Consider the following 12,918-nt stretch of genomic DNA (forward strand, 5'->3'; position numbering starts at 1 on the left):
CAGATGCTTTGCTGACACGTCGCCAGATAATATTGGGTTCGGGCCTCGCGCTTTGCGCGGGGCTTTCAGGCTTTGGTTCCGCAGTCGCCGCCGCATCTGCTCCGCGTGTCGTGGCGATCGATTGGGCTGCGGCGGAAGCCATGCTCTCGTTCGGAATTGTACCCGTGGGGCTTTCCGATACAAGTTTCTACCGTCAGCGTATGGCGGCGCCGGTTTTACCGGAAACGGTCGTTGATGTCGGGCCTTTCTGGGAGATCAATCTTGAAGCGCTTGCAGCGCTGAAGCCCGATTTTGTGATCGCGACGGATTATAATCTGGTGATGACACCGCGCATCGCCGATGTTGCCCGTGTCGCGCTGGTGCCGAGCATCACGACGCCCAATGTCGAACGATACCAGCTCGCGATCGAGATATTGAAGCGCGTCGCGAATTTGTGTGGTGTTTCGCCTTCCGTGCCATCTTCCGTGGTGGAGGATGCGGAAACGCGCTTTGCAAAGGCGCGTGAAACGGTCTCAAAACATAAGTATGCGGTGGGTGTCATGCTGCCTGATATTGGCGGCCGTGAAATGACCATGTATGGCGAAGGCACGCTTCCCGATGCCGTGTTGCGAAAACTCGCACTTTCGAATGTCTGGTCTGGCCCGGTGAATGGAACCGGCATGGCTCGTGTCGGGCTTGATCAGCTGGTGGAAAGCGCTGACGCGGCATTTCTCGTCGTGGACATTCCCTCGCAACGGATTCAGACCGAACGCTCCTTACAGCAAAACACCATGTGGAAACTGCTCCGACCGGTGCGCGATGGACGCGTCGCATGGCTGAACCAGTTTCATCCCTTTGGCGGCGTGCCTTCCGCGGCCCATCTGGCGGACCTCATCGCCTCGGGATTGGAGAACATGGCGTGAGCGGCCTTGAAACAACCTGCGCCCGCCCGCGACACTCCTCCCTGCGCTGGATAATGCTGGCCTTCTCGGTGGCATGTGTAGCGCTGTTGATTGTCCAGGGCTTTCTTAGCATCGCTAAGCCCGCAGAATGGCTGCATATTATAACAGCTCCCAATCCCGACGATCCGCGCCATGTGATCGGTTATTACAGCTTTCTGCCGCGTCTTGCGGTCGGCCTGCTCGTGGGCGGTGCGCTCGGGCTTGGCGGCGCGGTGTTTCAAACCGTTCTGCGCAATCCGCTGGCTGAACCCGGACTTTTGGGCGTCGCCTCCGGCGCGCAGATCGCACTGGCTTTCACCCTGGTTTTCGCACCCGGCCTGTGGATCGCGAGCAATGAAGCTATAGCAATCATCGGTGCGGGAATGGCACTCAGCCTTTCGCTGTTCATCGCCTCTCGCGGACAGTTTTCTTCGACGACTGTCGTATTGGCCGGTTTGATGGTTGGACTTTATTGCAACGCAATCTTCAGCCTGCTTGTACTCTTCAATCATGATTACCTCATCAACCTGCTGACCTGGCAGGCAGGTTCCCTGCAGCAGGGTGGGTGGGAAGTCTGTCTCTATCTGCTTCCGCGCCTCCTGCCGCTTGCAGTACTCATCTTCATTCTGCAACGTCCGCTCAATCTTCTATCGCTCGGTGATAACCAGGCAAAGGGCCTTGGTATTTCACCAGCAATGATGCGGCTGGTTCTGCTTGCCGCCGCTGCCGCGACCGCTGCGGTCATTACCAGCAGTCTTGGGCTGATTGGTATGATTGGACTTGCCGCGCCCAACCTTGCGCGCGCCTTTGCGCCCGGACAGGACGGGCGCAGGCTCGTGTGGTCGGCTTTGCTCGGCGCGTTGCTGCTTGTCGGTATCGATCAGCTGTTGCGGGCCATTGCGCCTTTCGTCGGCAATATTCCCGCTGGCGCCGCTACGGGCCTCTTCACAGGACCAATTCTCGTCATTCTGGCAAGCCGCGTTCGTCTGCCCGGTGTTTCGTCAGCACAAGAAGGTACCTCGACTGGAAAGAGACTCCAGAAGCCGTTGCGCCTCCTCTTTGCCCTTTCATGCGCTCTTGCCTTTTGCATGATCCTTTCAGTGCTGGTGTCGAATACGCCTGACGGCTGGAGTTTTGCCGCGCCAGAGGCCGTAACAGGGTGGCGCGGGCCAAGAATTTTTGCTGCGGCGGGCGCCGGCATATGTCTCGCAGTTGCGGGCCTTGTTCTGCAGGGTACGCTGCGAAATGCGATGGCCAGTCCTGACTTGCTCGGCATTGGCTATGGTGCGGGTTTTGGGCTTGCAATCGCGGTGCTCTTCATGGGCGATGCGAGCGGCTTTTCCAAGCTTGCCGTCGCCACCTTCGGCGCATTGGTCGTGCTGAGTGTCATTGCCGGGATCGGCTGGCGTACTGCTTTTCAGCCCGAACGCGTTCTTCTCATCGGCGTTGGCTTGGGGAGCATGTTCCATGCTCTGATGATCCTGCTTCTCGCCAGTGGCAATCCGCGGGTGGCTGGCCTCCTGAACTGGTTTTCAGGTTCGATGGGTAACATCGGCTGGAATGACGCGGCTTTGGTTTGCATCTGCGCGACTATCGTTCTGCTTGCAGCCCTTCTGTTCAGGCGACCGCTGGATATCTTTCCATTGGGCGATGTAACGGTGCGCTCTGTTGGCCTTAAAGTTTCGTCAAGCCGGGCGATCCTTCTTGCCATTGCAGGACTTGGAACAACGGCGGCGACGATCACTGTCGGGCCCGTCAGCTTCATTGGTCTTATGGTGCCGCATTTTGCAGCAATGCTCGGGTTCCGAGGGGTGACGATGCGACTTCTGGCCAGCGCTCTGCTCGGCGCTTTGCTGCTCGTATTTGCAGATTGGCTTGGGCGCAATCTCGCCTATCCGTGGCCCATGTCGGCGGGCCTGCTTGCCTCTCTTATTGGCGGGGGATTTTTCCTTCGCTTATTGTCAAAATCGGTCCGATGATTGGTGATATGATTACTGCTGAGAGGTAATAGGCCGGGCGGAATGTGACGGCCTGATATCTTCCGCAATTTATCTGAATATCCCTCAACTATGCTTTTAGCATGATCGTGTGCTTGGCTGCGGCTTGTATCGCCTTTGGCGAATAGACGAGCGGACAATGAATTCCCTCGTGCCAATTCTCAAGAAGGTCCTGATAATGTGATGTTTCTGGAATGCCCGACTGTCCGGGATTATTGACAAACAGGCTGTTATCCCAAGCCCCAACATCGATCACCATGCGGACAGACGGCCCGGCCAGAACAGAAAAATCCTCAAGACGATAATTGGCATAGTTGAGTGTCGAACTGCTTCCGCCGAGACCGATGGGTGGCAGAGACCAGTTTTCTTCGGTAAGCGCTTGCAGCGGGTGCTGCAAATACAGCTTGTGGATTTGTCCCCATGACCAGCAATCAGGATCAGTACCCATCAGGGTTTCGCACTCTGCCCAGCCGTCATTGAGGCTTTGGATGATGCGCTCAACCACCTGCTTATCGGCCTGTGCGCCTTCCAGCCAGGTCACGATGCTCGGTGCATCAAATGGCATGAGCAACGGGATAATCTGCGGCGTCGCGCCCTCCGATCGAGCGGCAAGCGGACCGAGATGCTTGCTGAACCAAACCTCAAAAAACGCAGCGCTCGCAGATCCGGCTGCGAGATCGCCATTCCAGTCTCGAAGCAGCGGCCAGACCCGTGATGCAGTCACCGCTGGCATGGCTGATAAACAGGCGCACACGCGCGCGGCAATCGGTGAAAAAGTTGAGCATTGCAGGCGCGCGCAATCGGCTATCGAAATTGGATCCATTCGGGATAGTTCGTTATGAAGCGTATTATGCCTGCTGCTGTCGAGCCACTCATAGCCGATGGCCGGATTCGAACGCGACCAATCGTCGGGCACATTCATCGCATTAGCCGTCGCCACGAAACCGCGAGCGGGGTTGATCTCTTGAGGACCGGCTTGCGGCGGCAAATATCCATCCCACTCATAACGCCCATTGCCCGGCACAGGGAGAAGCCCGTCCCAATTGGTGCGAACGGGCGACGCTCCGGATGGCTTCCACGCGATCGTGTTGCTCGTATCGGCATAGATATGATTGACGGATGGACACCCCCAGCCCGCCAGTGCATCCGCATAGTCCGCATAACTGGTTGCACGCATGACCGAAAGACTGGCCATATAGGGCGCCATACCCGGGTCCATCCAGACGGTGCGCAATGCAAAGGCACGATTGCTTTCAGCATCCTGATAGAGAAGAGGGCCGTGGCGGGTGAATTTCAGCGCAACCGTTTGATCTGGATATCCCTTGACGGAAATCGGTTCTTCTATCGTCTTGACGGCTTCCCAGTCCTCGCCATAGGCATAAAGATCGGGGTCGCTTTCCTTTGTTCGATAGACATAAATATCTTCCTGGTCCGCACCGAAAATGGTCAGCCCGAAAGCGGCGGTGCCGTTGTGGCCCATCGATATGCCGGGCACCATCGGCTCACCGGCGCCGATCACGTCCAGCCCCGGCATTGACAGGTGCACGACATAGCGGATCGACGGTAAGACATGTGTGCGATGCGGGTCGAGAGCCAGAATTGGACGACCTGTGCTGGTTTTCTCCGCTGATATCGCCCAGTTGTTGGACCCTTCTTCGAAAGCGGCCCTGACGATTTCACCGGATGGAGCAATCGTGGTCCATAGATCGGCTTCCTCAAGTGTAGCGGCAAGCCGGTCTCTGGAGAAGGTCGCCGGGCTGACGGCGAGATTGAAATCGCGCAGAACCCGATCCGTCATAATCACCGGATCGAACCCGTCAACCGGTTGCGGGACGACACCGGGCGACAATTCTTTCCGTAACTGATCGAGCTTCGCGCCAAGTTCGATCCCGGCTGCTGCCATCACTTTCGACCGCAGAAGTTCGGACGATGCATTGCGCGTGAGCGAGTGAGTCCGCACACGCACGACATCTTCCGGCTTCCAGCGATCCGGTCGATTGCCCAGTAGCAGAAATTCAGGAGGAAGCGCTATCACCCCCGCATCGCAGGCATCGACATAGGCGTTGATGCCACCGGCAAATGCGGTGCAGATTTCTTCCGAATCCGGTCCATAGGCGTTCCATTCGGGAGCCATGTCGCCGCGATAGAGCAGCAGCCGTGCAGCCCTGTCCTGTTCAAGGTAACCGGGGCCGAAGTCGCGCGCCAGCAGGCCGAGGCCACGCTTGCGCGCCACATCGATCTGCCAGAGGCGGTCTCGTGCGGCGTTCCAACCCTCTGCAAAGAAAAGATCATGAAGGTTGTTGGCTCGAATATGAGCAACACCCCATTGATCGACCGTGATGGTGACGTTCTCTTTCAGGCCCGTGATCTGATGGGCATCAAATTTCATCTCATCCGACTTTGCATTGAACATCGCCGCACCTGCCACACTTTATTCAAGCTCGAGGAAAAGGCCCGCATGAAGGCGTGCGCGTTCGATCAGACTGTCCTCAAAGATATGCTCGTCCAATGTATGCAGCCCTTCGCCCCGCACGCCGATGGAATCGAGCGTTGGGATGCCAAGCGCGCCGGTGAAATTACCATCCGAGCCGCCGCCAGAACTCTGTGCCGTCATGGTAAAGCCGATCTTCTGGGCGATATCATTGGCGAAGTTGAAAAGCTTCATATCCTGCGGCTGCGCATTTTCCCAAACCGGGCGTGTCACACCGCGCGTCACGATAAACTCGACATCGTCTTTCACACCGGCAAGCGCCATGATCCGCGCAACACCGTCTTCGAGATCTTTCTGGGTCTTGGCCATGCTAAGCGCTTCGGCCTTGCAGTTTGAGGAAACGCAATTGACCCATTGCCCCGCCTGAATAACCCCGACGGAGAAGGTGCAGTCATCCGTAGTGAGCGCTTCGATATCGATGATCTTTTCCGCCATGCGGCGGATGGCGGAACGGCCTTCCGCCAAAAGCCAGCCGGCATGGCTGGGGCGTCCGACCGTCTCGAGATTATAGCGGGCAATTGCATAGCGCCCCACCACAGCGCCGCCATCGCGCCGCGCCGGTTCGGGCACCAGCACATATTTGTTCTTGAGCGCCTCCTGTTCGATCAGGTCGCGCGTCGAAGGCGTGCCGACTTCTTCGTCGGGTGTCAGCAGGAACGTAACAGGCAGTTTTGTCGTCAGCCCCGAGCGAACGATCTGGCGCATCGCTTCCAGAGCGACGAAATTGCCGCCCTTCATGTCCTGAATGCCGGGACCATAAATCTTGCCGCCTTCGCGGCGATAGGGGTTCACATCGATGACGCCTAGTGGATGCACAGTATCAAGATGGCCTGACACCAGAACGCCCGGCTTGCCCTGATCCGCATGCGGAAAGCGTGCGCGCAATGAGCCACCATAGCCCATGCGTCCAGGAATGAATTCGATGCTCGCACCGGCGGCTGCAAAATCATAAGCCGCAGCATCCACCATGCGGTTTACGGCCGCCGCATCGAAGGTCGGGCTTTCCGTCTCGATCCATGGGCGCAGGCGCGCAATCATATCGTCGAGATCAAACGGCAGTTCATGCGCACTCATGCGGCTAATTCCTTATTCACTGGCAGGCGAGTTTCCACGATCCGGGCATAGATGGACGACCCGATGGGCAACGTTGCGGGATCGAGCGTAAAGGCTGGATTGTGAAGGGCTGCTTTGCCACCATGCAGCACATTGATGTAAGCGCCAGGTACGCGGGCGAGCATATCGGCAAAATCCTCACTGCCCATGAAAGCCGGGCAATCGTCGGTCACATTTTCTTCGCCCAGCACGTCGCGTGCCGCCGCAACATAGGCATCGGCCAGTTCATGATCGTTGCGCAGCACATCAAAAACATTGCGAATATCGACATCAACCGTGATGCCATAACCCGCAGCCACACCGGCGCAAATCTCACGCAAGCGGCTTTCAGCAAGATCGCAGACGCGCTTTTCGAAATAGCGGATCGTCCCGGTGATTGTCGCCACTTCCGGCACAATGTTATAGGCGCTGCCGGTGTGGAACTGCGTGCAGGAAACGACACAGGCTTCGGTCGCCGGAATGTTGCGGGAAACGATGGTCTGCAACTGACCGACCAGATCGGCACCGATCACCAGTACATCGCGCGCATTATGCGGCTGGGCGGCATGGCTGCCTTTGCCGGTCAGCTTGATGTCGAAGAAGCTGGCACCGGCCATGGCCGCGCCCTTGCGGATGACGGCTTTGCCAAGTGTGCCCAAGGGCTGGTTGTGCATGCCGTAGATTTCATCGCACGGAAAGCGCTCGAACAGGCCTTCCGCGATCATGCCGCGCGCACCGCCGAGCCCCTCTTCGGCGGGCTGGAAAACGAAAACGGCGCTGCCTTCGAAATTGCGGGTTGCGGCCAGATATTGCGCGGCGCCGAGCAACATCGTCGTGTGTCCGTCATGGCCGCAGGCATGCATGCGACCGGGGTTTTGCGAGCTATAGGGAACGCCGGAAATTTCGTCGATGGGCAGCGCATCCATATCCGCGCGCAGGCCGACCCGACGATTGCCAGCATTGCGCCCGTTCAGGATGCCGACGACGCCTGTCTTGGCAATGCCGGTATGAACTTCATCGAAGCCCCATTTTTCCAGAAGATCGGCGACAACACCCGCAGCGTGTTTCTCTTCAAAGCCGATCTCGGGATGACGATGCAGATCCTCGAAAACCGCGCGCATCTCGCCGGCTTTCTCCTCAATAAACGGTATGATGGGCATGATTTCATTCCTGTTCAAAATCACTCGGAAAATCGGGGCCGCTCCCTGCGGCCCCCAATTAGGCGACGGGCTGACCCGCTGCAAAATCCCAGAAGCGACCGGGAGCCGCTTCGATCAGTGCGCGCGTATAGTCGTGTGACGGGCTTCCCAGAACGTTGGCCGCCTCTCCCTGCTCGACCACCTCGCCACGCTTCATCACCAGCACTTCATCACAAATTTGCGCTGCGACGCGCAGATCGTGCGTGATGAAGATGATGGCGATACCGGTGTTCTTCTGCAGTTCTGCCAGAAGATCGAGAACCTGCGCCTGCACCGACACATCAAGCGCCGACACTGCCTCGTCTGCAACCAGAATATCCGGGCGCAGCGCAACCGCGCGGGCGATAGCGATGCGCTGGCGCTGCCCGCCCGAGAACTGGTGGGGATAACGCTTCAAAGCATCTTCCGGCAACGATACGATCTTCAGGAGCCTCTTGGCTTCCGCCACGGCCTCCTCATAAGGGACACCATAATTCACCGGGCCTTCGGTCAGGCTCTGCTCGATGGACCAGCGCGGATTGAGCGAGCGGAACGGGTCCTGAAAAACGACCTGAAGTTTTTTACGAAACGGCTTCATATCGCGCTTGCCGAGATGGGCGATATCGCGACCGTCAACAACGATTTCACCTTCGGTCGGCTCGATCAGGCGCATGATAGATCTCGCTACCGTCGTCTTGCCAGAACCGGATTCACCGACGATACCGAGCGTGCGACCCGGTTGCAGATCGAAGGTCACCTCGCGCGATGCTTTGACACCGGGCTTTCTGCTGAAAATGCTGCCGCTCTGATAGGTCATGCCAAGATTGCGGACGCGGATAACAGGATCATGTCCCAGCGGTTCGCGCGCCGCTCGTGGAACGAGACTTGGCACCGAACCGAGCAGGTCTTTGGTATATTGCTGCTGCGGCCGCGTCAGCACCTGCCGGATGGTGCCGCGCTCCACGATCTCGCCGCTGCGCATCACGCAGACACGATCTGCGATTTCGGCAACCACACCCATATCATGCGTGATGAACAGCACGGCGGTTCCATGCTTTTCCTGCAATTCAGCAATCAGCGACAGAATCTGCTTTTGCGTCGTCACATCAAGCGCCGTGGTCGGTTCATCGGCAATCAACAGCATCGGCTCCAGAATGAGCGCCATGGCGATCATGATGCGCTGGCGCTGACCACCGGAAAGCTGATGCGGATAGCTCTGATAGATGCGCTCCACATCCGGCAGGTGCACTTGTTCCATGATGTTGATGACTTTGGCGCGTTTGGCTTCCGCCGACAGTGCTGTGTGAATGTCGAGGACCTCGGTGATCTGTTCGCCAACCCGCATGACAGGATTGAGCGCCGTCATCGGTTCCTGAAAGATCATGGAAATGCGCGTGGCGCGCATTTTCTTCATATCGGCAAGCGACAGTTTGAGAAGGTCGTTGCCATCCAGCCGGATTGCGCCGCCTTTCACCTTGAGGGCATCCTTGGGCAACAGTCCCATCGCCGTCAGGGAGGTCACGGATTTGCCTGATCCGGATTCACCGACAAGGCAAACCGTTTCACCTTTGCGGATATCAAAGCTGACATCACGCAGGACGGGCGTGCCACCCGGCAGGGCAACGATGAGGTTCTCCACCTCAAGCACAACAGGCTCTTGCGAGAAATCACGATTGCGCAGTTCCATATCAGCCCTCCCGCTTCTTGAGACGTGGATCGAGACTATCGCGCGCTGCATCGCCCAGAAGATTGATCGACAACACGCACAATGTCAGTAAAAGCCCGGGCCAAAGCACAATCGACGGCTTGATGCGGAAGAACTGGCGGCCTTCCGCCATGATGTTGCCCCAGGTCGGGATTTCGGTGCTGATACCCGCACCCAGGAATGAAAGGATCGCTTCGGTCAGAATTGCTGATGCGACGATATAGGTGCCCTGCACGATCAAGGGCGCCATCGTATTCGGCAGAAGGTGCCGGAAGAGAATTTTCGGTGTGCTGGACCCGAGGGCCATTGCCGCTTCAACATAGGGCTCCTCTCTGGCGCTCAGAATAACCGAACGGACCAGACGCACCACGCGTGGGATTTCGGGAATGGTGATCGCAGCGATCACCGAACCGATGGACGGCCCATTGAGCGCAACAAGTGCGATGGCAATCAGGATCGAAGGCATCGCCATCAGGGCATCCATCATACGCATGATGATGGTATCGGCAGTACGGAAGAAACCAGCGATGAGACCGATGAACACACCGGCTGCAATCGATGCCGCCGCTGCGAGAAGCCCGATCAGGAGCGAGATGCGCCCGCCGAGGATCATGCGCGAGAAGAGGTCGCGGCCATAATTGTCCGTGCCGAGCAGATATTCATCCGAGGGCGGTTTCAGACGCATCAGAGGGTTCATAGCAAGAGGATCGTGCGGTGCGATCCAGGGTGAGATGAGGGTGAGCAGAACGATTGCGGCGAGAAGAGCGCCCGCAACCAGTGGCCCGATACCGACGCGAGCGACGCGCGGCAACGAGAACAGGCGAAGCATCCAGTGCATGCCAGCCGATGTCGATTCAGAGCGCATCAGTAACGAATCCTTGGGTCGAACAGGGTGTATGAAAGGTCGATCAGCAAGTTGACGAACACATAAAGCGCGCTCGTCAAAAGGATCATGGCCTGAATGACGGGATAATCGCGCGCGAGCACGGCATCTACGGTCAGGCGACCGATGCCCGGAATATTGAAGATGCTCTCGGTGACGACGACACCGGAGATCAGCAAGGCAAAGCCCGTACCCACAATCGTCACGACCGGCACGGCAGCGTTCTTGAGCGCGTGCACGAAAAGAAGGCGGCGGTCGCTCACACCCTTGGCACGCGCGGTACGAATATAGTCCTCACCCAGCACATCCAGCATCGCCGCACGGGTCATGCGGGCAATGAGTGCGATATAGATGGAAGCCAATGTCAGAGCGGGCAGAATGGCCCGTTCCATGAAACCGCCGAAGCCCGATGAAATCGGCTTGAACCCCTGTACCGGCAGCCAGCCGAGATTGACGGAGAAGATCAACAACAGCACATAACCGACCAGAAACACAGGCACGGAAAAGCCGAGAACCGAAAAGCTCATGACCAGATAGTCGATCCAGGAACGATGCCGCCAGGCTGCGACAACGCCCATGGGGATAGCCACCAGAACCGCAATGATGATGGTCAGAACGGCAATCGAAATGGTCGGACCGATGCGTTGCGAAACCATATCCAGCACAGGCACGCCGGAAATGAGTGACACGCCGAGATCGCCCTGCAATATCTTGCCCATCCAGGTGAAATATTGCGTCAGAATCGGCTCGTTGAGACCCATGGCCTCACGAATACGCTCCAGTTGCTCGGTCGTCGCGGCATCGCCTGCGAGGATTGCCGCCGGATCGCCGGGCGTGAGACGTAAAAGGAGGAAGACGAAGATCGATACCAGCAACAGAACCGGCACGAGCGCAAAAATGCGTTTTATCAGATAGACAGCCATATACACGTCCCGTGTGAGGCAGAACCGGAGGGAGGAGCCGGTTCCGCGTTGGACAGGGAGTTATCGCGCCAGAGAGATTTGCAGCGCGATAGCCGGGGCAGAATTATTCCTCTGTCTTTTTCACATTCCAGAAGACCGGCACTGGCGAGCCGAGCATTTCGACCACATTGGCGCGGCGGCCCTGTGGCGGGTTGTACTCACCGAGCGGGATATAGAGGACATTCTCAAGCGTGTGCGCCTGTATCTTCTCGACCACGGCCTTGCGGTCTTCCGGCGACTGCGCGGCTATATAGTCCTTCTTCAGGGCTTCGATCTGGTCGTCCTTCGGCCAGCCGAACCAGCCCTGATCGCCACGACCATTGAGCATCACCGAATTGAGCGGCGTTGCAATTTCGGGAATCTGCCAGTTGGTGAAGAAAATGTTCCAGCCGCCCTTTGAAGGCTCATCCTTGGAGGCGCGGCGACCAACCAGCGTCTGCCAGTCCATCGGCTGCATATCGACCGTGAAACCGGCCGCACGCAATTGCTGCGCGGCAACAACCGGCTGGGGCGACAGGCTGGTCACATCGGTCGGCTGCATCATCACGACCGGCGTGCCGTCATAACCAGCCTTTTTCAGCAGCGCCTTGGCTTCCTCGATATTGCCCTTCGCCGTTAGGCTTTCGGCGCCGATATCCGTGGCATTCGGTGTGCCACAACCGAAAATTGCGCCGCAAACCTTGTAATAGCTCGGGTCCGCCATCAGCGCTGCCAGCACCGGTTCCTGCGACATTGCCAGAAAGGCAGCGCGCCGGATATCCGGGTTGTCGAAAGGCGGATGCTTGAAATTCAGACGCCCCATGGTCTGGTAGCCGAGCGGATCGCGCTTTTCCAGAACGACGGAATCGTCGCCGTCGAACAGCGGGACCAGATCGACCGGCACCTGCTCCATGTAATCGACTTCGCCGCTCATCAGCGCGTTGACCGCAGTCTGCGCGTCGGTCATCGTGACCCAGCGGACCTTGTCCACATTCACGATCTTGCCCCCGGCCATCCAGCTCGCAGGCTCTTTGCGCGGGACGTAATCCTCGTTCTTGACATAACTGACGCCGACGCCTGGCTGGAATTCCGCAGGCACGAATTTGAACGGGCCCGAACCGATATGTTCGGTAATCGCCGTATCGGCGGGGGTCGCAGCGATGCGGGCTGGCATGATGAAAGGCGGCAGGGCCGCCTGCTTGGACAGCGTATCGAGGAACGGCGCGAAAGGTTCCTTCAGCGTCCATACCAGCGTCTTGTCGTCGGTGGCCTTGAGCGACTCCGTGATGTCCATGATGAGCTGGCCGCCCGCGTCGCGCTTGGCCCAGCGTTGCAGTGACGCCACGGCGTCGGCTGCGGTGACAGGTGCGCCATCGTGGAACTTGAGACCGTCACGCAGCGTAAAAGTGTAGACTTTCTGGTCGTCTGAAATCGTCCAGTCTGCCATTTGTGGCTGCGGTTTGAAATTCTCGTCCACGGCGATCAGCACATCATAGATCATATAGGCATGATCGCGTGTGATATGCGCCGTCGTGATAACTGGATCAAGGATACGCAGATCCGAATGCATGACGGCTGTCAGGGTTGTTTCAGCCCATGCGTTGCTTGATAAACTGCCAGCACCGAGTGCGATCAGAGAAGCGGCTATTCCGTATTTCAACCGGCGAAGAATGGGACCGGAGGTGGGGGATTTGAAAAACAGCATTTATGT

9 protein-coding genes are annotated in these 12,918 nt (G+C 58.0%); 2 read left to right on the forward strand and 7 right to left on the reverse strand.

Going from position 1 to position 12,918, the window contains the following annotated elements:
• Positions 1–8: 8 nt before the first annotated feature.
• Positions 9–902, forward strand: coding sequence for an ABC transporter substrate-binding protein (locus tag WIX40_RS21955; protein ID WP_339442173.1), 894 nt, complete (start codon positions 9–11; stop codon positions 900–902).
• On the forward strand, positions 899–2,899 hold the full coding sequence (gene fhuB / locus WIX40_RS21960; RefSeq protein ID WP_339442175.1) for a Fe(3+)-hydroxamate ABC transporter permease FhuB: 2,001 nt from the start codon (positions 899–901) through the stop codon (positions 2,897–2,899). The genes WIX40_RS21955 and fhuB overlap by 4 nt, the downstream gene beginning before the upstream one ends.
• 88 nt (positions 2,900–2,987) lie before the next feature.
• Here the strand turns inward: fhuB and WIX40_RS21965 are convergent, their stop codons facing one another.
• From WIX40_RS21965 to WIX40_RS21995, 7 genes are all read right to left on the reverse strand, one after another.
• Positions 2,988–5,306 carry a penicillin acylase family protein gene (locus tag WIX40_RS21965; RefSeq protein WP_339442177.1) on the reverse strand — a complete coding sequence of 773 codons (2,319 nt, stop codon included), beginning with the start codon at positions 5,304–5,306 and terminating at the stop codon, positions 2,988–2,990.
• A gap of 42 nt (positions 5,307–5,348) precedes the next feature.
• Entirely contained in the window at positions 5,349–6,482 is a 1,134-nt protein-coding gene (locus WIX40_RS21970) for a M20/M25/M40 family metallo-hydrolase (protein ID WP_140025891.1), read from the reverse strand.
• Positions 6,479–7,660: a M20 aminoacylase family protein gene (locus tag WIX40_RS21975; protein WP_140025892.1), complete on the reverse strand. Its 1,182-nt coding sequence runs from the start codon at positions 7,658–7,660 to the stop codon at positions 6,479–6,481. Before WIX40_RS21975 ends, WIX40_RS21970 begins: the two co-directional genes overlap by 4 nt.
• A 58-nt stretch (positions 7,661–7,718) precedes the next feature.
• Positions 7,719–9,365: an ABC transporter ATP-binding protein gene (locus WIX40_RS21980; RefSeq protein ID WP_339442182.1), complete on the reverse strand. Its 1,647-nt coding sequence runs from the start codon at positions 9,363–9,365 to the stop codon at positions 7,719–7,721.
• Position 9,366: 1 nt separating this feature from the next.
• On the reverse strand, positions 9,367–10,248 hold the full coding sequence (locus WIX40_RS21985) for an ABC transporter permease (RefSeq protein ID WP_078340590.1): 882 nt from the start codon (positions 10,246–10,248) through the stop codon (positions 9,367–9,369).
• Positions 10,248–11,189 (reverse strand): ABC transporter permease, encoded by a 942-nt coding sequence (locus WIX40_RS21990; RefSeq protein ID WP_109366298.1) that lies wholly within the window; start codon positions 11,187–11,189, stop codon positions 10,248–10,250. Before WIX40_RS21990 ends, WIX40_RS21985 begins: the two co-directional genes overlap by 1 nt.
• Before the next feature lie 103 nt (positions 11,190–11,292).
• Positions 11,293–12,912: an ABC transporter substrate-binding protein gene (locus WIX40_RS21995; protein WP_339442184.1), complete on the reverse strand. Its 1,620-nt coding sequence runs from the start codon at positions 12,910–12,912 to the stop codon at positions 11,293–11,295.
• Positions 12,913–12,918: the final 6 nt, after the last annotated feature.

The organism is Ochrobactrum teleogrylli (assembly GCF_037482325.1).
Taxonomy (GTDB): domain Bacteria; phylum Pseudomonadota; class Alphaproteobacteria; order Rhizobiales; family Rhizobiaceae; genus Brucella; species Brucella teleogrylli.